Raw genomic sequence first — 24,879 nt, forward strand, 5'->3', positions numbered from 1 at the left:
CTCAGTGCGCCAGGGCGGCGGTTTTCGCAGCGGCGCCGAGCGCAGCCTGCGTGGTCTTCAGCAGGGAGTCGGTGGAAGCCGCGAAGGCGTCCAGCACGGGGGCCGGATGCACGCCGTAGTAGATCGTCAGCAGGATCAGCGGAACCAGCAAGCCGATCTCGCGCGGCGACAGGTCCAGCATGCCCTTGAGGCTCGGCTTCTCGAAGGGGCCGAACATCACGCGGGCGAACAGCCAGAGCGCATAGCAGGCCGACAGGATCACCCCCGTGGTGGCGATGAAAGCCACCCAGGTATTGGCCCGGAACGCGCCCAGCAGCGTCAGGAACTCGCCAACGAAGCCCGAGGTGCCCGGCAGGCCGACATTCGCCATGGTGAACACCATGAAGGCGACGGCGTAGCGGGGCATACGGTCCGTGAGACCGCCATAGGCCGCGATGTCACGGGTATGCATGCGGTCGTATACGACGCCGACGCACAGGAAGAGCGCGCCCGACACGATGCCGTGGCTCACCATCTGGAACATCGCGCCCTGGATGCCCTGCGGCGTCAGGGTGAACAGGCCCATGGTGACGAAGCCCATATGCGCCACGGACGAATAGGCGATGAGCTTCTTCATGTCCTCCTGCATCAGGGCGACCAGCGACGTGTAGACGATCGCGATCACTGACAGCGCGAAGACGAAAGGCGCGAAATAGAGCGACGCATCCGGGAACATCGGGATCGAGAACCGGATGAAGCCGTAGCCGCCCATTTTCAGCAGGATCGCGGCCAGGATCACCGAGCCGGCCGTCGGCGCCTCGACATGCGCGTCGGGGAGCCAGGTGTGCACAGGCCACATCGGCATCTTCACCGCGAACGAGGCGAAGAAGGCGAGCCACAGCCAGAACTGCATGCCGTGCGGGAACTTGTGCGCCAGCAGCGTCGGGATGTCGGTGGTGCCCGCGTCCCAGTACATCGCCATGATGGCGACCAGCATCAGCAGCGAGCCGAGCAGCGTATAGAGGAAGAACTTGAAGCTGGCGTAGATGCGCCGCTTTCCGCCCCAGATGCCGATGATCAGGAACATCGGGATCAGGCCGGCCTCGAAGAAGACGTAGAACAGCACGAGATCGAGCGACGCGAAGACGCCGATCATCAGCGTTTCGAGCACCAGGAAGGCAATGAAGTATTCCTTGATGCGCTTCTCGACCGAAACCCACGACGCCACGATGCAGAACGGCATCAGGAACGTGGTCAGCATGACGAACGGCATCGAGAAGCCATCGACGCCGAGCTTGAAGCGGATCGTCTCGGACAGCCAGGAGCCGTCTTCCACCAGCTGAAAAGCCGGATTGGCGATGTCGAAGCGCCCCCAGGCCACCAGCGACAGCAGGAAGGTCGCGACCGTCGCCAGCAGCGAGATCCAGCGGATGTTCTTCTGGCCGGCTTCCGTGTCGTCGCGCGTGATCAGGACGAACAGCGCGCCGGCGAGCGGCAGGACGAGGAGGCCCGTGAGCAGGTGGGACATCATCTCAGTGGGCTCCGCCGAACATGTACCAGGTGATCAGCGCGGCGACGCCGATCAGCATCGCGAAGGCGTAGTGGTAGACGAAGCCCGTCTGCAGCCGCACGACCGCATTGGTGACGTCCACAACTCGGGCGGAAACGCCGTCCGGGCCCATGCCGTCGATCACCAGGCCATCGCCCTTCTTCCAAAGGAAGCGGCCGAGCCACTTGGCCGGGCGCACGAACATGACGTCGTAGAGCTCGTCGAAGTACCACTTGTTGAGCAGGAACCGGTACAGCGTGGGCTGGCTCTCGGCGAGCTGCCGCGGCAGGTACGGCTTCTGCACGTAGAAGACATACGCGACCACGAAGCCGATGATCATCTCCACGGTGGGCGAGTACTTCACCCAGCCCGGGACCTCGTGGATCGCATGCAGGATGTGGTTCTCGGGGCCGGTATGCACGGCGTCCTTCCAGAACTCCTCATAGGCATGGCCGAAGAAGAAGCTCTCGAAGGCGAGGCCGGCGAACAGTGCGCCGACGCCCAGCACGCCGAGCGGGATCAGCATGGTCAGCGGCGACTCGTGCGGCTCATGGTGACCATGGCCATGGTCGCCCGCATGCGCGTGCGAACCGTGGCTGTCGTCCTCGGATTCGACGTGGCCGCTCGCATGGGCGTCATGCCCATGCGCGGTGTCCCAGCGCGGCTGGCCCATGAAGGTGAGGAAGAACAGGCGCCAGGAGTAGAACGAGGTCAGCCCGGCCGTGATCGACAGCAGGATGAACGCATAGGCGTTGCCGAAGGTGTGCGTCGCATAGGACGACTCGATGATGGCGTCCTTGGAGAAGTAGCCGGCCGTGAGCGGGAAGCCGGTGAGCGCCAGCGTGCCGACGGCGAACATCGCGGTCGTGAACGGGATCTTGCGCGCCAGGCCGCCCATGTGGCGGATGTCCTGCTCGTGGTGCATCGCGTGGATCACCGAGCCGGCGCCCAGGAACAGCAGCGCCTTGAAGAAGGCGTGCGTGAACAGGTGGAAGATGCCGGCCCCGTAGGCGCCTGCGCCGAGCGCCACGAACATGTAGCCGAGCTGCGAGCAGGTCGAATACGCGATCACGCGCTTGATGTCGTTCTGCACCAGTCCGATCGTGCCGGCGAAGAACGCCGTGGTGGCGCCGACGAACAGCACCGCCGACATGGCGACCGGCGACGTCTCGAACAGTGGCGACAGGCGCGCCACCATGAACACGCCGGCCGTCACCATGGTGGCGGCGTGGATCAGAGCCGACACCGGCGTCGGGCCTTCCATGGCGTCCGGCAGCCATGTGTGCAGGAGGAACTGCGCCGACTTGCCCATCGCGCCCATGAACAGGAGCAGGCACGCGATCGTCATCGCGTTCCAGTCGTAGCCGATGAAGTGGAACGTCCCCTTGGCGATCTCCTCCACCTTGGGGAAGATCTCCGAGAACGCCACCGAGCCGGTTAGCACGAAGACGAGGAAGATGCCGAGCGCGAAGCCGAAGTCGCCGACGCGGTTGACGATGAAGGCCTTCATGGCGGCCGCGACCGCCGAGGGCTTGTTGTACCAGAAGCCGATCAGCAGGTAGGAGGCGAGGCCGACGCCCTCCCAGCCGAAGAACATCTGCACCAGGTTGTCGGCCGTCACCAGCATCAGCATCGCGAAGGTGAACAGCGACAGGTAGGCGAAGAAGCGCGGCCGGTGCGGATCCTCGTGCATGTAGCCGATGGAGTAGAGGTGAACGAGCGACGAGACGCTGTTCACCACCACCAGCATCACGACCGTGAGCGTGTCGACCCGGAAGGCCCAGTCGACCTTGAGGTCGCCCGACACCATCCACTGGCCGACCTGCACGCGGGTTCCGCCGTGGCCGAGCCCGACCTGGAAGAACGCCACCCAGGAGAGCAGCGCCGCCGCCATCAGAAAGGCGGTGGTGACGATCTCGCTGGCGCGCGCGCCGATGATGCGGCCGAAGAGGCCCGCGATGAGGAAGCCGACGAGCGGCAGGAAGACGATGGCCTGATACATGTCCGTTTCCCGTCGGGGGACTTACCCCGAGTCAGCCCTTCATCATGTTGATGTCCTCAACCGCGATGGTGCCGCGGTTGCGGAAATAGACGACGAGGATCGCCAGCCCGATGGCGGCTTCGGCCGCCGCCACGGTGAGGATCAAGAGCGCGAAGACCTGGCCGACGAGGTCGCCGCCGAAGGTCGAGAAGGCCACCAGGTTGATGTTGACGCCGAGCAGGATGAGCTCGACCGACATCAGGATCACGATGACGTTCTTGCGGTTGATGAAGATGCCGAACACGCCGAGCGTGAACAGCATGGCGGCGACGGTCAGGTAGTGCCCGAGTCCGATGATCATCGTCTAGCCCTCAAACGCCCTGCCCGAACGGCACTTTCTTGATCTCGACCGCATCCTGTGGCGTGCGGGCGACCTGCCGGGAGATGTCTTGGCGCTTCACCCCGGCCTTGTGCCGCAGCGTCAGCACGATGGCTCCGATCATCGCGACCAGCAGGATCAGGCCCGACGCCTGGAAGAAGTAGAGATATTGGGTGTAGAGCACCCGCCCGAGCGCCTCGGTATTGCTGACCAGCGCGTCCGCCGACGGCGCCGCCGTGACCGGGACTTTCAGCGCGCCCGGCTGCACCATGTAGGTGGTCACCACCAGGACGAGCTCGATCAGCAGCATCAGCGCCACGACGGCGCCGAAGGGCAGGTAGCTCAGGAAGCCCTGCCGGAGCTCGGCGAAATCGACGTCCAGCATCATGACGACGAACAGGAAGAGCACCGCCACCGCGCCGACATAAACGACCACGAGGATCATCGCCAGGAACTCGGCGCCCATCAGCAGGAACAGCCCGGCCGCGTTGACGAAGGCGAGGATCAGGAACAGCACCGAATGAACCGGGTTCTTCGAAGAGATCACCATCAGGGCCGACGCCAGGGTGATGCCCGCGAAGAGGTAGAAGAAGAAGGCGGCCGCCATCGTGCAGGTCCTCACCGGCCGTCGGGCGACGGCCTCGTCTGATCCTCGGAACCAAGCCAACCGGCCCGGATCTCAGTGCGGAGAACGGCCGCGATGCGGCCATCCTGAAACTCTCGGCGCCGGCATGGACGCCGCGCCGTCTATAGACGCCGATTCCCGGAGCGACAACCCGACTTCGGACTGCCCGCCGGCAAGCGGCGCTCAGCGATACGGCGCGTCCTGCGCGATGTTGCGCGCGATCTCGCGTTCCCACCGGGCTCCGTTATCGAGGAGGCGCTCCTTGTCGTAGAACAGCTCCTCGCGGGTCTCGGTGGAGAACTCCATGTTCGGGCCTTCGACAATCGCGTCCACCGGGCAGGCTTCCTGGCAGAAGCCGCAATAGATGCACTTCGTCATGTCGATGTCGTAGCGGGTCGTGCGGCGCGTGCCGTCGTTGCGGCGCGGGCCGGCCTCGATCGTGATGGCCTGCGCCGGGCAGATCGCCTCGCACAGCTTGCACGCGATGCAGCGTTCCTCGCCGTTGGGATAGCGGCGCAGCGCATGCTCTCCCCGGAAGCGGGGCGAGATCTGGCCGCGCTCATAGGGGTAATTCAGCGTCGGCTTCGGCTTGAAGAAGTAGCGCATGGACAGCACGAACGCGTCCAGGAACTCATTCAGGATCAAAGACTTTGCAGCCTGGGCGAATGCCATTCGGGTCTCTCCCGGCGCTTGCGCGCCGCTTGCATCTGTTCGGCGCTTCCGCGCCCTCTCGTCGTCGCGCCGTCCAGGGCCCCTGCCCTGCCGGCGCCGCGTTCAGCGCCCAGCGATCGTCAACCCGAGCAGGTATCCGATCACCGGGAAAAACAGCACGGTCCCGATGAAGAGCACGATGCGCAGGATGCGCAACTTGCGTTCGAAGACCGCCTTTTGCTCCGGGCCGCTGGAGTCGTCCAGCTTGCGAAGCCTTCCTTCCACCACGCCGCTGACGACGCGGTAGTCGACATAGCCCAGCGCCAGCCCGACGCCGGCCCCGATCAGGCCCGCGACGGAGGGCTCCATCTCAGTGCCCCGGCGCCCAGCCGGTGAACTGCAGCACGCCGGCCACGATCACCACCATCGCGAGCGAGATCGGCAGGAACACCTTCCAGCCAAGGCGCATCAGCTGGTCGTACCGGTAGCGCGGCACGAACGCCTTCACCATGGCGATCAGGAAGAACATGAACGAGGCTTTGAGCACGAACCAGATCACGCCCGGGATCCACGTGAAGGGCGCGAACGGGATCGGCGACAGCCAGCCGCCCAGGAACAAGATCGTCATCAGCGCGCACATGGTCATGATGGCCACGTACTCGCCCAGCATGAACAGCAGGTACGGCGTCGACGAATACTCGACCATGAAGCCGGCGACGAGCTCCGACTCGGCTTCCACCAGATCGAAGGGCGGCCGGTTCGTCTCCGCCATGGCGGAGATGAAGAAGATCACGAACATCGGCAGCAGCGGCAGCCAGTACCAGCCGAACAGGCCGGCGCGGGTGTCCTGCGCGTTGACGATGTCGGTGAGGTTCAGCGACCCGACGCAGAGCAGCACCGTGATGATCACGAAGCCGATCGAGACCTCGTAGGACACCATCTGGGCCGCCGAGCGCAGCGCCGACAGGAACGGGTACTTCGAGTTCGACGCCCAGCCGCCCATGATGACGCCGTAGACGCCCAGCGACGAGATCGCGAACAGATAGAGGATGCCGACATTGATGTCGGCCAGCGCCCAGCCGTCGCTGAGCGGGATCACGGCCCAGGCCGAGAGCGCCAGCAGCGTGGTGACGAACGGCGCGAGCAGGAAGATGCCCTTGTTGGCGCCGGACGGTATCACCGGCTCCTTGAGGGCGAACTTCAGCAGGTCTGCGAAGGACTGCATCAGCCCCCAGGGACCCACCACGTTGGGGCCGCGGCGCAGCTGCACGGCCGCCCAGACCTTGCGGTCGCCATAGAGCGCGAACGCGATGAACACGAGCAGCGCCACGATCAGCAGCAGGCTCTTGCCCAGCATCAGCAGCACGGAAAGGAAGAGATCCATCGTCCTGTCCCTTACTCGGCCGCGACGGCGACGCCGCCCTGAGCCAGCGCCGAGCACTCGGCCATGACGGCCGACGCGCGCGCGATCGGATTGGTAAGATAGAGGTCCGTCACGGCGCGGCGGAACGGCGCCTTGTCGGTCGTCCCTCCGGCGTTCGCCAGACCGGCCAAGCCGGCGAAATCCGCCGGCGTGATGCGATCGATGGCGGCCATGTGCGGGTAGTCGGCGTAAAGCTTCGCCCGCAGTTGCGGCAGCGAGTCGAACGGCAGGCGCTGGCCGAGCACGTCCGAGAGGGCGCGCAGGATGGCCCAGTCTTCCTTGGCGTCGCCGAGCGGGAAGCTCGCGCGAGCGCCGAGCTGAACCCGGCCTTCCGTGTTGACGTAGGTGCCGCTCTTCTCCGTGTAGGCCGCGCCCGGCAGGATCACGTCGGCGCGGTGCGCGCCGCGATCGCCATGCGTGCCCTGGTAGATCACGAAGGCGCCCGGCGCGATGTCGATCTCGTCGGCGCCCAGCAGGAAGGCGACGTCGAGCGCGCCCGGAGCCGCCATCGCGAGTGCGTCGAGGCCGCCCTCACCCGGCACGAGGCCGAGATCCAGCGCACCGACGCGGGCGGCGGCCGTATGGAGCACGCTGAAGCCGTTCCATTCGGCCGTGACCGCTCCCACCGACTGCGCCAGTTTGGCGGCGAGCGCCAGGATGGCCTCGCCGTCCGGACGCATCAGAGCGCCCTGGCCAACGATGATCAGCGGCTTCTTGGCGTTCTTCAGCGCATCCGCGAAGCCGACCGAGCCGTCGAGCACGCCGGCCAGCGTCTCGGCGCCGGCGCCGAGAACCTGGACGTCATAGGTGAGGTCGACCGGCTCGCCGATCAGCCCGACCGGCAGCGGCGCCATGCGCCAACGCTTGCGGATGCGGGCGTTGAGCACCGGCGCCTCCCGGCGCGGATCCGTGCCGACCAGCAGAACCGCGTCGGCCTCCTCGATGCCCATCACGGTGCTGTTGAAGAGGTACGAGGCGCGCCCGAACTTCGGGTGCAGCTTCGCGCCGTCCTGGCGGCCATCCACGTTGGCGACTCCAAGCGAGGCCGCCAGCAGCTTCAGGGCGTACATCTCCTCCACGGAGGCGAGGTCGCCCGCGATAAAGCCGACGCGCTTGGGATCGGCGCCCTTCAGTTTGCCCGCGACGGCCTGGAAAGCCTCGCCCCAGGAGGCCGGCCGTAGCTGGCCGTTGACCCGCACATAAGGCTTGTCGAGGCGCTGCGCCTTCAGTCCGTCCCAGATGAAGCGGGTCTTGTCCGAGATCCACTCCTCGTTCACGGCCTCGTTGAGCCGCGGCAGGATGCGCATGACCTCGCGGCCGCGCGCGTCGACCCGGATGGCCGAGCCAAGCGCGTCCATGACGTCGATGGATTCGGTCTTGGAGAGCTCCCAGGGCCGCGCCTTGAAGGCGTAGGGCTTGGAGGTCAGCGCGCCGACCGGGCACAGGTCGATGACGTTGCCCTGCAACTCCGACTGCATGGCGCTTTCGAGATAGGAGGTGATCTCCATGTCCTCGCCGCGGCCAATGGCGCCGAGATCCGGCACGCCGGCCACTTCCGTCGAGAAGCGGACGCAGCGCGTGCACTGGATGCAGCGGTTCATCTGCGTCTTCACGAGCGGGCCGATATACTTATCCTCGACCGCGCGCTTGTTCTCGGCGAAGCGGGACGTGTCGACGCCATAGGCCATCGCCTGGTCCTGCAGGTCGCACTCGCCGCCCTGGTCGCAGATCGGGCAGTCCAGCGGGTGGTTGATGAGGAGGAACTCCATCACCCCCTCGCGCGCCTTCTTGACCATCGGCGACTTGGTGGAGATCACCGGCGGCTCGCCATTCGGGCCCGGGCGGCAGTCGCGCACGGCCCAGGCGCAGGACGCGACCGGCTTCGGCCCGCCCTTCACCTCGACGAGGCACATGCGGCAATTGCCGGCGATCGAGAGCCGCTCATGGAAGCAGAAGCGCGGGATCTCGGCGCCGGCTTCCTCGCACGCCTGCAACAGCGTGTATTCAGCCGGAACGTCGAGCTCGATGCCGTCGACGATGATCTTGGTCATCGATGCACTCTTTCTTATTCCGCCGCCACGCCGTAGTTGCGGACAGGCTCGCTGTGCGGGTTGGCGGCGTACTGGTCGATACGCGCCTCGATCTCGTGGCGGAAATGGGCGATGAGGCCCTGAACGGGCCATGCCGCCGCGTCGCCGAGCGCGCAGATGGTGTGGCCCTCGACCTGCTTGGTCACTTCCAGCAGCATGTCGATCTCGCGCTTCTGGGCGCGCCCTTCGGCCATGCGTGTCAGCACGCGCCACATCCAGCCCGTGCCCTCGCGGCACGGCGTGCACTGGCCGCAGCTCTCGTGCTTGTAGAAGTAGCTGATGCGCGCGATCGCCCGGACGATGTCGGTCGACTTGTCCATCACGATCACGGCCGCGGTGCCGAGGCCGGACTTCAGCTTCGACAGGCTGTCGAAGTCCATCGGCGTGTCGATGATCTGGTCGGCCGGAACCATGCGGACGGACGAGCCGCCCGGGATCACGGCCTTCAGGTTGTCCCAGCCGCCCCGGATGCCGCCGCAATGGCGGTCGATCAGCTCGCGGAAGGTCAGGCCGAGCTCTTCCTCGACGTTGCACGGCTTGTTCACGTGCCCGGACACGCAGAACAGCTTGGTGCCGACATTGTTGGGCCGGCCGATGCCCGCGAACCACGCCGCGCCACGGCGCAGGATGGTGCCGGCGACCGCGATCGACTCGACGTTGTTCACCGTGGTCGGGCAGCCATAGAGGCCCATGTTGGCCGGGAACGGCGGCTTCAGCCGCGGCATGCCCTTCTTGCCTTCCAGGCTCTCCAACAGAGCGGTTTCCTCGCCGCAGATATACGCGCCTGCGCCGTGGTGGACGTAGATGTCGAAGGGCCAGCCATGGACATTGTCCTTGCCGACGAGACGCGCCTCATAGGCCTCGTCCACGGCGCGCTGCAGCGCCTCGCGCTCGGCGATGTACTCGCCGCGCAGATAGACGTAGCAGGCGTTCGCCCCCATCGCGAAGGACGCGATCAGGCAGCCCTCGATCAGGAGATGCGGATCATGCCGCATGATCTCCCGGTCCTTGCAGGTGCCGGGCTCGGACTCGTCCGCGTTGACAACGAGATAGCTCGGGCGCCCGTCGGACACCTTCGGCATGAACGACCACTTGAGGCCGGTCGGGAAACCCGCGCCGCCGCGGCCGCGCAGGCCCGACTTCTTCATCTCGTCGACAATCCAGTCCCGGCCCTTCTCGAGCAGGAACTTGGTTCCGTCCCAGGCGCCGCGCATCTGCGCGGCCTTCAGGCCAGGGGACTGCAGGCCATACAGGTTGGTGAAAATGCGATCGCGATCAGCCAGCATGTCCGCTTATCCCTTGGTCGCATCGTCCGTGGGCGCGGAGCCCACGGGCCTGTCGCCGAGCTTGCCGTCCGGCCGCCAACCGGCCGCCAGCTTCTGCGCCTGCTCGATCCACTTGTCGCGCAGCGCGCGACCGCGGAACGCGCCGAGATTCTGGTCCACCCAGCGCAGGTTCATCTCGTTCCACGAGGCGATCTGGCTGAAGTGGTAGATGCCCATGCCGTTCAGCATGGCGCTGAGCTTGGGTCCGACGCCCCAGATCAGACCCAGGTCGTCAGCCTTGCCGTTTTCCGGCGCAGACAGCAGCGCGGGCTTGAACGTGTCCGAAACCGGGGGCGGCAGCGGCGCATCTGGGGCCGCCATGCTGGCGGCGGCCGCCTTGTTTGCGGCGTCGGGCGCGTCGTCCTTGTTCGGCGTCGCCACGTAGGACGTCTCGCGGTTCTGCGTCGGCGCGTCGGGACGCGTGGACGAGGGCGCGTCGGAATTCGACTTGGCCGCATCGCCCGCCTTGGCCTGGTCGGCCTGGGACACCGGCTCCTTGCCCTCCGCGACGCGGTGGGCCGGAGTGTCCGTCACGTTGCGCCCGGCCGTATCGTCGCTCGGCCGCCCGGGCTTCGGGTTCGCGGCGGCTTCTGCCGCGATCGCCTGGTCGGAAGCCGTTTTCTTGTCGGCCGCATCCTTCTCGGCGGCGGCAACCCTGGCCTTCGCCTCTTCTTCCTCGAAGCGCCTGCGCCAGGCCCCGACGGCCGAGCCGTCATACAGCGCCGGGTCGGTCAGCGTCGTGGCACCGCCCTCGGGCTCGGACGTGTGCCGGCTGTTCTGCGGGCCCTTCTTCACCGGGCGACCGGCCGCGAGGTCGTCCAGCAGCTTGTTGAAGCTCTCGGGCGTCAGGTCTTCGTAGTAGTCGTTGTTGATCTGCACCATCGGGGCGTTGCAGCACGAGCCCAGGCACTCGACCTCGAGCCAGGAAAACTGGCCGTCGGCCGTGACGTGGCGCTGGTCGCCGATGCGGTCATGGCAGACCTTGATGATGTCCTCGGCGCCCCGCAGGCGGCACGGCGTCGTCCCGCACAGCTGGATGAAGTGCTTACCCACCGGCTCGAGATTGAACATCGTGTAGAAGGTCGCGACCTCGAGCACGCGGATATACGGCATGTCGAGCATCTGCCCGACATACTCGATCGCCGCCTTGGAGATCCAGTAGTCGTGCTGTTCCTGCGCGCGCCACAGCAGCGGGATCACGGCGGAGGCCTGCCGGCCTTCCGGATACTTCGCGATCACGCCCTGCGCCCAGGCCAGGTTCTCCGGCGTGAAGGCGAAGCTCTCGGGCTGTTCTGCGGCTAGTCTTCTGACTGACATGACGTCCTCATACCCGCACGAACCGCGCGGCGGCGCGTGCGCAAATGATCACCGATCGACCTCGCCGAACACGATGTCGAGCGACCCCAGGATCGCCGACACGTCGGCAAGCATGTGGCCGCGGTTCATGTGGTCCATGGCCTGGAGGTGGGCGAAGCCCGGCGCGCGGATCTTGCAGCGATACGGCTTGTTGGTGCCGTCCGCCACGAGATACACGCCGAATTCGCCCTTTGGCGCCTCGACGGCCGCATAGATCTCGCCTTCCGGAACCCGGAAGCCTTCGGTGTAGAGCTTGAAGTGGTGGATCAGCGCTTCCATGGAGCGCTTCATCTCGCCACGCTTGGGCGGCGCGATCTTGCCGTCGAGCGTGGTCACGGGCCCCTGCCCGGCCGGCTCGCGCAGCTTGGCGACGCACTGCTTCATGATGCGCACGGACTGGCGCATCTCCTCCATGCGGATCACCTGGCGATCATAGTTGTCGCCGTTGCGCCCGACCGGGATGTCGAAGTCCATCTCCTCGTAGCACTCGTAGGGCTGCGCCTTGCGCAGGTCCCACGCCGCGCCCGAGCCGCGCACCATGACGCCCGAGAAGCCCCAGGCCCAGCACTCGTCCAGCGTCACGACGCCGATGTCGACGTTGCGCTGCTTGAAGATGCGGTTGCCGATGAACAGCGCGTCGAGATCGTCCAGAACTTTCAGGAACGGGTCGCAGAACGCCTCGATGTCGTCGACCAGCTCCGGCGGCAGGTCGGCATGAACGCCGCCCGGCCGGAAATAGGCCGCATGCATCCGCGAACCCGAAGCGCGCTCGTAGAAGATCATCAGCTTCTCGCGCTCCTCGAAGCCCCACAGCGGCGGGGTGAGCGCGCCCACGTCCATCGCCTGCGTGGTGACGTTCAGAAGATGCGACAAGAGCCGCCCGATCTCCGAATACAGCACCCGGATGAGCTGCGCCCGGCGCGGAACCGTGATGCCGAGCAGCTTCTCCACCGCAAGGCAGAAGGCGTGCTCCTGGTTCATCGGCGCGACATAGTCGAGCCGGTCGAAATAGGGCACGGACTGAAGGTAGGTCTTGCTCTCGATCAGCTTCTCGGTGCCGCGATGCAGCAGCCCGATATGCGGATCGACACGCTCGACCACTTCGCCGTCGAGCTCCAGCACGAGGCGCAGCACGCCATGCGCGGCCGGATGCTGCGGGCCGAAATTGATCGAGAAATTGCGGATGGCGGTTTCGGTCATTGCTAGCGCCTCACGCCTTGGCCTTCTCATCGCCCGGGAGCACGTAGTCCGCGCCCTCCCACGGCGACAGGAAGTCGAAGCTGCGGAATTCCTGCGTGAGCTTCACGGGCTCGTAGACGACGCGCTTCTGCTCCTCGTCCCAGCGGACCTCCACGAAGCCGGTGGTCGGGAAGTCCTTGCGCAGCGGATGCCCTTCGAAGCCATAGTCCGTGAGGATGCGGCGCAGATCGGGGTGGCCGGAGAACAGGATGCCGTAGAGATCGTAGGCCTCGCGCTCGAACCAGTTCGAGGCGGGAAAAACCTCGATGGTCGACGGCACCGGCGTGACCTCGTCGGTCTGCACCTTGACGCGGACGCGCGTGTTGAGCCGGGGCGACAGCAGGTGATAGACGACGTCGAAGCGCTTCTCGCGGGCGGGATAGTCGACGCCGCACAGGTCGATGAAGCAAATGAAGCCGAATTGCGGGTCCTCGCGCAGGCGGCGCAGCACCGGGACGATCTGCGACGCCTCGGCGTCGATCGACAGGTCGCCGAACGACACGCTCGCGCCCGTCACCGCGCCGGGAAGCGCGGCCAAAATGGCGTCGCCAAGCTGTTTCAGCGTCTCGTCCGTGTGGACTGGCATGAGAACTGGCTTTCTTCGGTCAGTTTGCGCGGGAGCCGCGCTTGGAACTCGGACAGGCCGGGCAGGATGAACGAACGGGCCGTGGCCCGTCCGCCCTTAGCGTTCGATGGTGCCGGTGCGGCGGATCTTCTTTTGCAGCAGCAGCACGCCGTAGAGCAGCGCCTCGGCGGTGGGCGGGCAGCCCGGCACATAGACGTCGATCGGCACGATGCGGTCGCAGCCGCGAACCACCGAGTAGGAATAGTGGTAGTAGCCGCCGCCATTGGCGCAGCTGCCCATCGAGATTACGTAGCGCGGCTCCGGCATCTGGTCGTAGACCTTGCGGAGCGCGGGAGCCATCTTGTTGGTCAGCGTGCCGGCGACGATCATCACGTCCGACTGGCGCGGCGAGGCGCGCGGCGCAAAGCCGAAGCGCTCCACGTCGTAGCGCGGCATCGACATCTGCATCATCTCGACCGCGCAGCAGGCGAGACCGAACGTCATCCACATCAGCGAGCCCGTGCGGGCCCACTGGATGAGGTCGTCCGTCGCGGTGACGATGAAGCCCTTGTCGGCGAGCTCGGCGTTCACGTCCGAGAAGAACGGATCATTGTGCCCGACCGGCTTGCCGGTGTTGGGATCGATGATGCCCTTCGGGGCCGGAGCGACGAGAGCGCCCTCGTTGGTGAGGGTCAATCCCATTCCAGGGCTCCTTTTCTCCACTCGTAGACGAAGCCGATCGTGAGGACGCCGAGGAAGATCATCATCGACCAGAAGCCGAACAGCCCGACCTCCCGGAACGCCACCGCCCAGGGAAACAGGAACGCCACCTCAAGGTCGAAGATGATGAACAGGATCGACACGAGGTAGAACCGGACGTCGAACTTCATGCGGGCGTCGTCGAAGGCGTTGAAGCCGCATTCATACGCCGACAGCTTCTCGGGATCCGGGTTCTGGTAGGCGATGATGAAGGGCGCGACGAGCAGCGCCCCGGCGATCACCAGCGACACGCCGATGAACAGCACGAGCGGCAGATATTCGACCAGATAGGCGGGCATGGCGTCTCCGCGCGGGCGGCGAAACTCGAACGATATTCCCGCAAGCCGGACGGCTTTTCGGGGTCGACGCAACCACAAGAGGTCGGGCGGGGCGTAAAATCGCCGAAGATCAGCGTCCCGCGCCTCCAAGGAGGGTCGCGCGGAGGCTTATCGCAGCGCATCGGGAACCGCAAGACGGAAGGGGGTCGCACCGCCTTCGCCGTTGGTCGCGGCTGCGCCATGAGCGCAATCGATCTCGACCGGGGACCCCCGATCCGTATAGTTGCGTCCGCAACCAACGGGAAATGCTCAGCTATGTCCAACACCATCGATCTTCAAGGCCGCGCGGCAGCAGTCACGGGCGGCGCGCAGGGCATCGGCTATGCGGTGGCGGCCCGGCTGCTCGAATCAGGCGCCTCGGTCGCGCTGTGGGATCGGGACGAAGCGCTTCTCGCCGAAGCCGCCTCGAGCCTCGCCGGCAAGGGGCGAGTGATCACGGTGGCGTATGAGCAGACCGACCCGGATTCCTGCCTCGCGGCCGCCCGCAATACCGAAGCCGAGTTCGGTCGGCTCGACATCCTGGTGAACAACGCCGGCATCGCGGGCCAGAACGCGCCGGTGGCCGACTATCCCATCGACGAGTGGCGCCGCGTCATCGACATCGACCTGAACGGCGTCTTCTACTGCTGCCGAGCCGTGACGCCCGGCATGGTGGCGCGCGGCTATGGGCGCATCGTCAACGTGGCTTCCATCGCCGGGAAGGAGGGCAACCCCAACGCCTCCGCCTACTCGGCCGCAAAGGCGGGCGTGATCGCGCTCACCAAGTCCCTCGGCAAGGAACTCGCCTCCCACGACATCGCGGTGAACTGCGTCACCCCGGCCGCCGCCAAGACCCGCATCTTCGACCAGATGAAGCAGGAGCACATCGACTACATGCTCTCGCGCATCCCGCGCGGGCGATTCCTGATGGTCGACGAAGCGGCCGCGATGATCGCCTGGCTCGTGTCGCAGGACAATTCCTTCACGACCGGCGCCGTGTTCGATCTTTCGGGCGGGCGCGCGACCTACTGAGCTCAGCCGGCGGCCGCAGCGGCTTCCCAGGAGTCATGCTGCGGCCCATCGTCGACCGGCGCTGGAGCCGGGTTCAGCAGCATGCTCTGCGACCGCGTGATCTTGGGCGCGATCCGCTCATCCATCTGCGGCTGGTTCTGGTCGTCGAAGAAGTGGCCGATCCGTTCCCACAGCATCTTGGGCGAGAACGGCTTGCGCAGCACGTGGTGGACCTGCCTCTCGGCGGCCGAGTCCACGACCCGGCGCGTGGGCCTCTCCGTGGTGACGATCACCGGCACGCTGGTTTCACGCACCCGCGATGGATCGCGCAGGATGTCCAGGATCTCGACGGTGGAGAACTCCGGAAGCTCCCACTGCATGATGATCAAGCCGGGCTTGATCTCGCCCAGGCGCTCCAGCGCCTCGTACCCGGTCGAGGCCTCGACCACGTGTCGCATGCCGACCGACAACAGCATGGTGCGGACGATCCGGCGGACGAACGGGCTTTCGTCCGCGACGAGCACCGTGACGCTGGAATACAGCGGAGCCTTGATCATCTCGACGCACCAAACCCTAACTCAACACACGCTTCACATTAGAAGCGAAGCGCTGAGGATTCAGTAAACGTCTTGTCGATACCCAGAAATGCAGTCTCCGGTTGCGGTTCGATCGATCGAATACTTAGAGTTGACGCCTAAGTTCAGAAGCTCAACTGCACCTTCATGGCCCGTGTGCGATCGCCCGCGAGGTCGAACGCCTCGACCGCCGAATGAAACGGCAGCGTCGCGCTGATCAGCGGCTTCACGTCGATGAGGCCGGCGCCCATGAGGCGCACCGCCAGCTCGAACTCGTGATCGAACCGGAAGGTGCCGCGCAGTTGCAGCTCCTTCGCCACAATGGTGTTGATGGGCAAGCTCATGTCGCCGCCGAGCCCGACCTGTACGATCACGGCTCCAGGACGCAGGATATCGAGCGCGCCGACGAGCGCCGGCTGGGCGCCGGAGGCCTCGAACAGCACGTCGAACGTGCCCTTGTTGGCCTTGAACGGCTCGAGTTGGTGACCGTCGCGCGCAACGTTGACGGTACGGGTCGCGCCCAGCGAGCGGGCGAGTTCCAGCGGCTTGTCGGCCATGTCGGTGACGAGGATTTCGGAGGCGCCGCCGAGGCGCGCCACCAGCAGGCATAGCGCGCCGATCGGGCCCGCGCCCGTGACGAGCACGCGCTTGCCAAGCAACGGCCCGGCCTGGACGCCGGCGTGCAGGCAGACCGCGAGCGGCTCCGCCATCGCGGCTTCGCCGAGGCTGACCGAGTCGGCGACCGGCACGGCCTGCGAGGCGTCGATCGTCACATATTCGCGGAAGCCGCCCTGCACATGCGGAAAGCGCATCGCGCTGCCCATGAACCGCATGTCCGTGCAGTGCTGGCGCATGCCCCGCTGGCAGTAGTCGCAATGGCCGCAAGGCCGGCTGGGATTGACGGCGACGCGCGCGCCGATCGCCAGGTGCGAAACGCCCTCCCCCAGTTCGGCGACGACGCCCGAAATCTCATGGCCGAGCGCCATGGGCTCCTTGACGCGCACCACGCCGAAGCCGCCGTGATGATAGTAATGGAGGTCCGACCCGCAGATGCCGCCGGCCTTGATGGCCACGCGCACTTCATTGGGGCCAGGAGCCGGCGCCTCGTCGATCGAGTCCACCCGCAGGTCCATGGGCGCATGAATGACGACGGCGCGCATCTGATCTCTCCTGAACGGCCCCAAGGTGGCGGGCGACGCTGTTTGGCCTCAACTAAACCGATTTGCAAGGCGATGTTGGGGCGAATAGGCCAACTTCACCGTCCAGGACCGACGGCGCTCAGCTCGCTTTCGGAGTGAGCAGCGCCTTGTCGATCATGCAATGCACGCCCTTGTGCTGGTTCACCGTCTGGGTGATGCGCAGGTCCGCCGCGAGGCTGCAAAGCGCATAGGCCTGGTCGCGCGTGATCCCGGTCCGGTCCACGATCCAGGCGATCATGTCGCGCAACGCCTTCTCGGCGCAGCGGTCGAGATCGGGATCCATGCCAAACGTCATCAAGCGTGTAGGCGTCTCGGCGCGCGGGTAGGTCCAGCCCAGGTCCTTGCGGACGTGGAATTCGAGCTTGCCCTGCAGCGCGGTCTCGATCGCCGTGACATTGACCTCGCCATCGCCCTGAACGCCGTGCCCGTCACCGCAGGAAAACAGCGCGCCTTCCACGAACACCGGCAGATAGAGCGTCGAGCCCGCCACGAGTTCCTTGTTGTCGATGTTGCCCCCGAACGCGCGCGGGATGATAGACGTGCAACGCCCCCATGGGGGCGGCGGCGCCACGCCCATCACGCCGAAAAACGGTGAGAGCGGAATATCCAGCCCCCAAGGCAGGCGGCCGACATTCCGCTCGGCGTCGAGCGGAATGTTCATGTGGTGATAGGCCGGAAAATCGTCCGGAAGCGTTCCGGCGAGCGGGCGATGGTAGTTGTAGCCCCAATCCTGCCTGAGCTTCACGTCGAGCACGCGCACTTCGAGCACGTCGCCCGGCTGCGCGCCATCCACCGCGATCGGGCCGGTCAGGATGTGCCCCGAGGTCGGGCCGACCTGGGCGGCATGCATCGCCAGGAGTTCCGGCGGGACGTGGAACCCCGCCGGCGGCAGAACATCGGGACCGCCGCTGATGCTGTCCACCGTCACAGTGTCGCCGCTCGCGATCCTGAGCACGGGCGCATTCGCGGCGTCGAACCACCCCCAGCAGCAAGTTTCGGGCGAGGCGTGAAGGACGTGCTGGGCCATGGGAAGAGACTCGTCGTTGCGGGCCGCGATCATGCGGCGGCAGCCCGGGCGGGTCGAGTCCCCGCGTGTCTGGCCCGGCGGCCGCGCGGTCCTGCCTGGCGAAGTTGGTAGGCCCTTCAGCCGACGCCTGCGCAAATGCGAGAACCGGCTTTGACACTCCCCCAACGCCTTGCATAATCAACTTTTCCGAGTGGGATGGGGATGGATTTGATGCAGGCTTGGACCAGGACCGCGTCGCTGGCGCTCGTTTTCGCGCTGTTGGGCTCGACGAGCCTCTCCGCGCAAACGCCCAAGAAGGGCGGCGTCGCCCAGGTGATCGTCACGCCCGAGCCACCCATGCTGATGCAGGGCCTCAACCAGACCGGCCCCACCAACATGATCGCCGGCAACATCTACGAATCGATGCTGCGCTTCGACGACAAGCTCCAGCCCATGCCCTCGCTGGCCAAGAGCTGGAAGGTCTCGGACGACTCCAAGGTCTTCACCTTCACGCTGCAGAACGACGTGAAGTGGCATGACGGCAAGCCTTTCTCGGCCGACGACGTGGTGTTCACGCTCGACAAGTTCCTGCGCGAGGTGCACCCGCGCTGGCGCCCCATCGTCAACAACCAGGTCGAGAAGATTGAGAAGACGGACGACAAGACCGTCGTGATCACGATGAAGCAGCCTTTCGGGCCGCTCCTTTTCGCCATGGAGGTCGCGTCTGCGCCAATCGTCCCGAAGCACCTGTACGAGGGCACGGACTACAAGGCGAACCCGAACAACAACACGCCCATCGGCACCGGCCCGTTCAAGTTCAAGGAATGGAAGAAGGGCTCCTATATCCAGCTCGTCCGCAACCCGGATTACTATTTGAAGGACAAGCCGGCGCTGGACGAGGTCTACTACCAGTTCATCCCGGACGCGGCGGCCCGCGCGGTCGCGTACGAGACCGGCAAGGTCGATGTGCTGACCGGCGGCGCCGTCGACATCTTCGACGTGCCGCGCCTCTCCAAGCTGCCGAACACCTGCATGACCACCAAGGGCTGGGAGATGTTCGCCCCGCACGCGTGGATCACCCCCAACGTGCGCAACGGCATCCTGGGCAGCAAGGAATTCCGCCAGGCGATGATGTACGCCATCGACCGCGACTTCGGGAAAGACGTGGTCTGGAACGGCTTCGGCAAGATCCCTACCGGGCCGATCTCGTCCAAGACCAAGTTCTACTCGGATGACGTGAAGAAGTACTCCTACGACCCGAAAAAGGCGAAGGAGCTCGTCAAGGCGTCCGGCTACAAGGGCGAGACCATCAAGTTCCTGGGCCTTCCCTATGGCGAGACCTGGACGCGCTGGGCCGAGGCGATCAAGCAGAACTTCGCCGATGTCGGCATCAACATGGAAATCGTGACCACGGACGTGCCCGGCTGGGTCCAGAAGACCAGCAACTGGGACTTCGACCTCACCTTCAACTTCCTCTACCAGCTCGGCGACCCGGCCATCGGCGTCAGCCGTTCCTACGTGTCCGGCAACATCGCCAAGGGCAATCCGTTCGGCAATGTGGGCGGCTATTCGAACCCCGAGGCCGACAAGCTCTTCGCGGACGCCGCCGTCGCGCCGACGCCCGAGAAGCGCCAGGAGCTCTACACCAAGGTGCAGCAGGTGCTGGCCGAGGACCTGCCGGTGCTGTGGCTGCTCGAACTCGAATATCCGACCATCTATCGCTGCAACATCAAGAACCTGGTCACCACCGGCATCGGCGTGAACGACGGCTTCCGCGACGCCTGGAAGGAGTAGGCGGCAACTCTCTCCCGCGCAGCGGGGGAGATGTCGGCGCCAGCCGACAGAGGGGGCGCCGGGTTGATGCTGAGCCCCGCGGGCGCACGTCCGCCCACTCCCTGCCCTCCTCCGCTGCGCGGGAGAGGGTTCCGGCTGCGGCCCGCCGCTGGCGGTAAGATGAGGATCCTCCACTGATGGGCATGGCCCGGTTCCTGGCGTCGCGACTGCTGAAGGGCGTCGTCGTGCTCTTCGCGATTGCGGTGCTGAACTTCTTTCTCATCCGCGCCGCGCCGGGCGATCCCGCGGCCGTGATGGCGGGCGAGGCCGGCGCCGCGGATGCGCAGTTCCTGCAGCAACTGCGCGAGCAGTTCGGGCTCGACCGCTCCATCCCGTACCAGCTCGGCATCTACCTGAAGGGCTACGCGACGCTCGATCTCGGCTACAGCTACCGCCAGCAGCGCAGCGTAGCGGCGGTGGTCGGCGAGCGCCTGCCCGCCACGCTCCTTCTCACCGGCGCGGCCTTCATCATCTCGCTGGCGCTCGGCAGCCTGCTTGGCATCCTGGCGGCGGCCCGCGCCGGGCGGTGGTCCGACAGCCTGATCACCACGGCCGCGCTGGTGTTCTACGCCACGCCGCTGTTCTGGATCGCGCTGATGAGCCAGATCGTATTCTCGCTGAAGCTCGGCTGGGTGCCCAATGTCGGCTTCGAGACCATCGGGGCCCACTACACGGGCCTCGCCCGCGCGCTCGATATCGGCAGCCACCTCGTGCTCCCGGCGCTGACGCTGGGGCTGTTCTTCACCGCCCTCTACGCCCGCATGATGCGCGCGAGCATGCTGGAGATCGCCGGCGCCGACTTCATCAAGACGGCGCGCGCCAAGGGCCTGCGCCCGTCCGTGATCACACGTCGCCACATCGCCCGCAACGCCATCCTGCCGATCGTCACGCTGGCTGGCCTGCAAGCCGGCCAGCTCGTCGGCGGCGCGGTGCTGACCGAAACCGTGTTCGCCTGGCCGGGCATCGGCCGGCTCATGTTCGAGGCGCTGGTGCAGCGCGACTACGCGGTGCTGCTCGGCGTGTTCTTCGTCTGCTCCGCCATGGTGGTGCTGTTCAACATCGTCACAGACCTCGTCTACCGGGTCGCCGACCCCCGCATCGAGGCCGCCTGATGGGGTTCCTGTCGCGGTTCGCCGCCAACAAGGGCGCGCTAGTCGGCCTCGTCCTGCTAGTGGCCCTGCTCGCTTTCGCGGTGCTCGGGCCTTGGCTCTACCCCACCTCGCCCTGGCGCATGGTGGCGCGGCCGTTCACCGCGCCCTTTGTCACGGACCGCTTTCTTCTCGGCACCGACACGCTCGGCCGGGACGTTGCGGCCGGGCTCGTCCACGGCGCCCAGATTTCCATCCTGATCGGCTTCGTATCGACGCTGGTCGCTCTCCTGATCGGCGTGCCGCTGGGCGCGCTCGCGGGGTATTTCGGCGGCTGGATCGACGACGCGCTGATGCGCATCACCGAGTTCTTCCAGACAATCCCGAGCTTCGCGCTCGCCATCGTGCTCGTCGCGGTGCTGCAGCCCTCCATCTACTCCATCGTGCTCGCCATCGGCATCGTCAGCTGGCCGCCGGTGGCGCGCCTCGTGCGCGGCGAGGTGCTGTCGCTGCGCACGCGCGAATATGTTCAGGCCGCCATCACGGTGGGGCAATCGACCCCGCGCATCATCTTCAGCCAGGTGCTGCCCAACACGGTCGCGCCCATCATCGTCATGGCGTCCCTGATGGTGGCGAGCGCCATCCTGCTGGAATCCTCACTTTCGTTTCTTGGTCTCGGTGATCCCAACCTGATGACCTGGGGCTACATGGTGGGCGCCGGCCGCACCCGCCTGATGGATGCCTGGTGGATCAGCTTCTTCCCGGGCGTGGCGATTTTCCTCACCGTGCTGGCGCTCAACCTCGTGGGCGAAGGCCTGAACGACGCGCTGAACCCGCGCCTGTCGCGAGGCCGCGAGTGAGCCAGCTCCCCGTTCTCGACATCCGCGGCCTGACGCTGGCGCTGCCCACTCTCGCGGATCGCCCACACGCCGTGAGCGGCCTCGACCTCGCCATCGCGCCCGGCGAGCTGCTGTGCGTGGTCGGCGAGTCCGGCTCCGGCAAGTCCATGGCCGCGCACGCGGTGATGGGGCTCTTGCCCCGCGCCGTGAGGCCGGTCGCCGGCCAGGTGCTCCTCAACGGGCGCGACCTGCTGGCGCTGGACGACGCCGCCATGCGGGACGTGCGCGGGCGGGAGGTCGGCATGATCTTCCAGGAGCCCATGACGTCGCTGAACCCCGTCATGCGCGTCGGGGACCAGATCGCCGAAACGCTTGAAGCCCACCGCATCGGCGACGGTGGGAGCCGGATGCGGCGCGCCGTGGAGCTCATGACCGAGGTGGGCCTGCCCGATCCCGCCCGCATGGCGCGCGCGTTTCCCCACCAGCTCTCCGGCGGGCAACGCCAGCGCGTGATGATCGCGATGGCGCTGGCGCTCCAGCCGAAGCTCCTGATCGCCGACGAACCCACGACGGCGCTCGACGTCACCACGCAGGCGCAGATCCTGAAACTGATCGACGCCCTGCGCCGCGACCACGGCACGGCCGTGCTGTTCATCACCCATGATTTCGGCGTCGTCGCCGAGATCGCGGACCGGATCGCGGTGCTGCAGCATGGCGTCGTCGTGGAGCAAGGTCCGGCGGACGCCGTGCTGGGCGATCCCCGGCACGACTACACCAAGCGGCTGCTCGCAGCCGTGCCCTCGCTGACGCCGCCCCCCGCCCGTCCCCGCGCCGAAGGCGAACCGGCGCTGTCCGTGGATGGCCTGGGCAAGATTTACCAGCGGCGCAGCCTGTTCGGCGCGGGCCGCGTCGTGAAGGCGGCGTCGGACGTCTCGTTCTCGATCGCGCGCGGCGAGACGCTCGGGCTGGTGGGCGAGTCAGGCTCGGGCAAATCCACGGTGGGCCGCTGCTGCATGCGGTTGATCGAGCCCGACGCCGGCCAGATCCGCATCAACGATCTCGACATCACGGCCCTCTCTGCCCGCGCTTTTCGCCCGCATCGCAAGCGCATCCAGATGGTGTTCCAGGACCCGTTCGCGTCGCTCAACCCGCGCCGCACCGTGGGGCGCATCATCGCCGAAGGCCCAGTAGCGCAAGGCGTGGAGCCCAAAGCGGCGCTGGAACGCGCCCGTGAATTGCTGGACCTCGTGGGCCTGACGCCCGGCGCGATCGACCGTTACCCGCACGAGTTCTCCGGCGGACAGCGCCAGCGCATCGGGATCGCCCGCGCTCTGGCGCTCGATCCCGAGATCCTGGTCGCCGACGAGGCGGTCTCGGCGCTCGACGTCTCCGTGCAGGCGCAGATCCTCGATCTCATCCAGGACCTGCAGAAGCGGCTCGGCCTCGCCATCCTGTTCGTCACCCACGACCTGCGCGTCGCCGCCCAGATCTGCGACCGCATCGCCGTGATGCAGCGCGGCGAGATCGTCGAGATGGGCGACACCGCCGCCCTCTTCGCCGCGCCGAAGCACCCCTACACCCAGCAACTCCTCGCCGCCGTGCCCGGCGCCCGCAGGCTCAAGGCGCCGTGATGGGGACGAACATTTCCGAACCACCCTCCCGTCATTGCGAGCGAAGCGAAGCAATCCAGACGCTGGGCGTCAGGCCCGGCGCCTGGATTGCTTCGTCGCTTCGCTCCTCGCAATGACGGGAGAAAGCCGGCCGCCAAAGGACCAAACCCATGCCGCTCGACCCCGCCCTGCGTGACCGCATCATCGCCGCCGTGGACGCCGGCTTCGCCGAGCAGGTCGCCTACACGCAGGAGCTGATCCGCTTCCCGTCCCTGCGCGGCGAGGAGCAGGCCATCCAGGATTTCGTGTTCCGCGCCCTGCGAGACCGGGGCCTCGCGATGGACCGCTTCAGCATGGACGAGGCCGCCATCGCGGCCCATCCGGGCGGAGCGCCGTTCAGCGCCGAGCATTCGCAGGCTCCCATCGTGGTCGGCATCCACCGGCCGCAGAATGAGACCGGCCGCTCGCTCATCCTGCAGGCGCATGTGGACGTGGTGCCGACCGGGCCCGCCGACATGTGGAGCCGCCCGCCCTTCGAGCCCGCCATCCAGGGCGACTGGCTCTACGGCCGTGGCGGGGCCGACATGAAGGCCGGCCACGCCGCCAACCTGTTCTGCCTCGACGCCCTGCGCCGCATCGGCCTGCAGCCGGCCGCGACCGTCTATGTCCAGTCCGTGGTAGAGGAGGAATCCACCGGCAACGGCGCGCTCATGACGCATCTGCGCGGCTACAAGGCCGACGCCGTGCTGATCCCGGAACCCGAGGAGGAGATGCTGGTGCGCGCCAACACGGGCGTGCTCTGGTTTCAGGTGGAGGTGCGCGGCGTGCCCGTGCATGTGCGCGAGATGGGATCGGGCGCCAACGCCATCGACGCGGCGTACCGGATCGTCGGCGAGTTGCGCGGGCTCGAGGCGGAGTGGAACGCCCGCAAGGTAGGGCGCCCTCACTTCGAAAACGAGGAGCATCCGATCAACCTCAACATCGGCAAGATCGAGGGCGGCGACTGGGCCTCGTCGGTGCCGTGCTGGTGCCGCATCGATTGCCGCGTCTCGATCTACCCGGGCACGACCGCCGACGAAGCCGCCCGCGAGATCCGCGAGCGCATCGCGGCGTTCTCGCGCGCCGACCGTTTCCTGGCCAACAACCCGCCGAGCGTCGCCTTCAACGGCTTCCACGCCGAGGGCTATGTGCTGGAGCCGGGCTCGGAGGCCGAAACCGTGCTGGGCCGCGCCCACGAGGCCGCGACCGGATCGGCCCTCAAGAGCTTCATGACCGCCGGCTATCTCGACACCCGCGTCTATGCGCTCTACGACCGAATCCCGGCGCTCTGCTACGGCCCGAAATCCGAGAATATCCACGGCGTCGACGAGCGCGTGAGCCTCGCCTCGCTGAAGCGCATCACCGCCACGATGGCGCTGTTCGTCGCCGAATGGTGCGGCGTCGAGCCCATCGCGACATCCGCAGGCGCGAGAGGCTGAGC

23 protein-coding genes are annotated in these 24,879 nt (G+C 66.6%); 6 read left to right on the forward strand and 17 right to left on the reverse strand.

The genetic code is table 11. The features are described 5' to 3' along the window. Position 1: 1 nt before the first annotated feature. From AC1DSZ_RS01785 to AC1DSZ_RS01850, 14 genes are all read right to left on the reverse strand, one after another. A complete protein-coding gene (locus AC1DSZ_RS01785; protein ID WP_476836682.1) occupies positions 2 to 1,507 on the reverse strand; it encodes an NADH-quinone oxidoreductase subunit M in 1,506 nt (501 codons plus the stop codon). Between the two features lie 4 nt (positions 1,508 to 1,511). Continuing rightward, on the reverse strand, positions 1,512 to 3,530 hold the full coding sequence (gene nuoL, locus AC1DSZ_RS01790) for an NADH-quinone oxidoreductase subunit L (protein WP_476836683.1): 2,019 nt from the start codon (positions 3,528 to 3,530) through the stop codon (positions 1,512 to 1,514). Positions 3,531 to 3,561: 31 nt separating this feature from the next. Further along, a complete protein-coding gene (gene nuoK / locus AC1DSZ_RS01795) occupies positions 3,562 to 3,870 on the reverse strand; it encodes an NADH-quinone oxidoreductase subunit NuoK (RefSeq protein WP_188518030.1) in 309 nt (102 codons plus the stop codon). Between the two features lie 10 nt (positions 3,871 to 3,880). After that, the gene (locus tag AC1DSZ_RS01800; RefSeq protein ID WP_476836684.1) at positions 3,881 to 4,495 is read right to left on the reverse strand and encodes an NADH-quinone oxidoreductase subunit J; all 615 of its coding nucleotides are present in this window, start codon (positions 4,493 to 4,495) and stop codon (positions 3,881 to 3,883) included. Between the two features lie 201 nt (positions 4,496 to 4,696). Next, complete coding sequence (gene nuoI / locus AC1DSZ_RS01805; protein ID WP_476836685.1) at positions 4,697 to 5,185, reverse strand: NADH-quinone oxidoreductase subunit NuoI; 489 nt, start codon at positions 5,183 to 5,185, stop codon at positions 4,697 to 4,699. 102 nt (positions 5,186 to 5,287) lie between these two features. After that, a complete protein-coding gene (locus tag AC1DSZ_RS01810) occupies positions 5,288 to 5,533 on the reverse strand; it encodes a hypothetical protein (RefSeq protein ID WP_476836686.1) in 246 nt (81 codons plus the stop codon). 1 nt (position 5,534) lies between these two features. Beyond that, positions 5,535 to 6,548, reverse strand: coding sequence for an NADH-quinone oxidoreductase subunit NuoH (gene nuoH / locus AC1DSZ_RS01815; RefSeq protein ID WP_476836687.1), 1,014 nt, complete (start codon positions 6,546 to 6,548; stop codon positions 5,535 to 5,537). An 11-nt stretch (positions 6,549 to 6,559) separates the two neighbouring features. Continuing rightward, positions 6,560 to 8,638, reverse strand: a complete 2,079-nt coding sequence (gene nuoG, locus AC1DSZ_RS01820; RefSeq protein ID WP_476836688.1) for an NADH-quinone oxidoreductase subunit NuoG — start codon at positions 8,636 to 8,638, stop codon at positions 6,560 to 6,562. A 14-nt stretch (positions 8,639 to 8,652) separates the two neighbouring features. Further along, positions 8,653 to 9,963 carry an NADH-quinone oxidoreductase subunit NuoF gene (gene nuoF, locus AC1DSZ_RS01825; RefSeq protein WP_476836689.1) on the reverse strand — a complete coding sequence of 437 codons (1,311 nt, stop codon included), beginning with the start codon at positions 9,961 to 9,963 and terminating at the stop codon, positions 8,653 to 8,655. A 6-nt stretch (positions 9,964 to 9,969) separates the two neighbouring features. Beyond that, positions 9,970 to 11,319: an NADH-quinone oxidoreductase subunit NuoE gene (nuoE, locus tag AC1DSZ_RS01830; protein WP_476836690.1), complete on the reverse strand. Its 1,350-nt coding sequence runs from the start codon at positions 11,317 to 11,319 to the stop codon at positions 9,970 to 9,972. 48 nt (positions 11,320 to 11,367) lie between these two features. Beyond that, positions 11,368 to 12,558 carry an NADH-quinone oxidoreductase subunit D gene (locus tag AC1DSZ_RS01835; RefSeq protein ID WP_476836691.1) on the reverse strand — a complete coding sequence of 397 codons (1,191 nt, stop codon included), beginning with the start codon at positions 12,556 to 12,558 and terminating at the stop codon, positions 11,368 to 11,370. 10 nt (positions 12,559 to 12,568) lie between these two features. Further along, entirely contained in the window at positions 12,569 to 13,183 is a 615-nt protein-coding gene (locus AC1DSZ_RS01840) for an NADH-quinone oxidoreductase subunit C (RefSeq protein WP_476836692.1), read from the reverse strand. A gap of 96 nt (positions 13,184 to 13,279) precedes the next feature. Beyond that, positions 13,280 to 13,864 (reverse strand): NuoB/complex I 20 kDa subunit family protein, encoded by a 585-nt coding sequence (locus AC1DSZ_RS01845; protein WP_188518040.1) that lies wholly within the window; start codon positions 13,862 to 13,864, stop codon positions 13,280 to 13,282. Beyond that, positions 13,855 to 14,220 carry an NADH-quinone oxidoreductase subunit A gene (locus AC1DSZ_RS01850; protein WP_188518041.1) on the reverse strand — a complete coding sequence of 122 codons (366 nt, stop codon included), beginning with the start codon at positions 14,218 to 14,220 and terminating at the stop codon, positions 13,855 to 13,857. Before AC1DSZ_RS01850 ends, AC1DSZ_RS01845 begins: the two co-directional genes overlap by 10 nt. 294 nt (positions 14,221 to 14,514) lie before the next feature. Here AC1DSZ_RS01850 and AC1DSZ_RS01855 point away from each other — a divergent pair, with 294 nt between their 5' ends. Continuing rightward, complete coding sequence (locus AC1DSZ_RS01855; RefSeq protein ID WP_476836693.1) at positions 14,515 to 15,270, forward strand: SDR family NAD(P)-dependent oxidoreductase; 756 nt, start codon at positions 14,515 to 14,517, stop codon at positions 15,268 to 15,270. A 2-nt stretch (positions 15,271 to 15,272) separates the two neighbouring features. Here AC1DSZ_RS01855 and AC1DSZ_RS01860 read toward each other — a convergent pair whose 3' ends face one another. From AC1DSZ_RS01860 to AC1DSZ_RS01870, 3 genes are all read right to left on the reverse strand, one after another. After that, a complete protein-coding gene (locus AC1DSZ_RS01860) occupies positions 15,273 to 15,806 on the reverse strand; it encodes a response regulator (protein ID WP_476836694.1) in 534 nt (177 codons plus the stop codon). 143 nt (positions 15,807 to 15,949) lie between these two features. Beyond that, positions 15,950 to 16,984 (reverse strand): L-idonate 5-dehydrogenase, encoded by a 1,035-nt coding sequence (locus AC1DSZ_RS01865; RefSeq protein WP_476836695.1) that lies wholly within the window; start codon positions 16,982 to 16,984, stop codon positions 15,950 to 15,952. 118 nt (positions 16,985 to 17,102) lie between these two features. Continuing rightward, positions 17,103 to 18,050, reverse strand: a complete 948-nt coding sequence (locus tag AC1DSZ_RS01870) for an acetamidase/formamidase family protein (protein ID WP_476836696.1) — start codon at positions 18,048 to 18,050, stop codon at positions 17,103 to 17,105. Positions 18,051 to 18,260: 210 nt separating this feature from the next. On the opposite strand from AC1DSZ_RS01870, the gene AC1DSZ_RS01875 reads away from it, so the two are divergent. From AC1DSZ_RS01875 to AC1DSZ_RS01895, 5 genes are all read left to right on the forward strand, one after another. Further along, positions 18,261 to 19,823 carry an ABC transporter substrate-binding protein gene (locus AC1DSZ_RS01875; protein WP_476836697.1) on the forward strand — a complete coding sequence of 521 codons (1,563 nt, stop codon included), beginning with the start codon at positions 18,261 to 18,263 and terminating at the stop codon, positions 19,821 to 19,823. Positions 19,824 to 20,005: 182 nt separating this feature from the next. Next, positions 20,006 to 20,974, forward strand: a complete 969-nt coding sequence (locus tag AC1DSZ_RS01880) for an ABC transporter permease (protein WP_476836990.1) — start codon at positions 20,006 to 20,008, stop codon at positions 20,972 to 20,974. Continuing rightward, positions 20,974 to 21,810, forward strand: coding sequence for an ABC transporter permease (locus AC1DSZ_RS01885; RefSeq protein ID WP_476836698.1), 837 nt, complete (start codon positions 20,974 to 20,976; stop codon positions 21,808 to 21,810). The genes AC1DSZ_RS01880 and AC1DSZ_RS01885 overlap by 1 nt, the downstream gene beginning before the upstream one ends. Continuing rightward, positions 21,807 to 23,420 carry an ABC transporter ATP-binding protein gene (locus tag AC1DSZ_RS01890; protein WP_476836699.1) on the forward strand — a complete coding sequence of 538 codons (1,614 nt, stop codon included), beginning with the start codon at positions 21,807 to 21,809 and terminating at the stop codon, positions 23,418 to 23,420. Before AC1DSZ_RS01885 ends, AC1DSZ_RS01890 begins: the two co-directional genes overlap by 4 nt. A 149-nt stretch (positions 23,421 to 23,569) precedes the next feature. Further along, positions 23,570 to 24,877 (forward strand): ArgE/DapE family deacylase, encoded by a 1,308-nt coding sequence (locus AC1DSZ_RS01895; RefSeq protein WP_476836700.1) that lies wholly within the window; start codon positions 23,570 to 23,572, stop codon positions 24,875 to 24,877. The last annotated feature ends 2 nt before the right edge of the window (positions 24,878 to 24,879 follow it).

Source organism: Alsobacter sp. P4_H11, assembly GCF_056400925.1.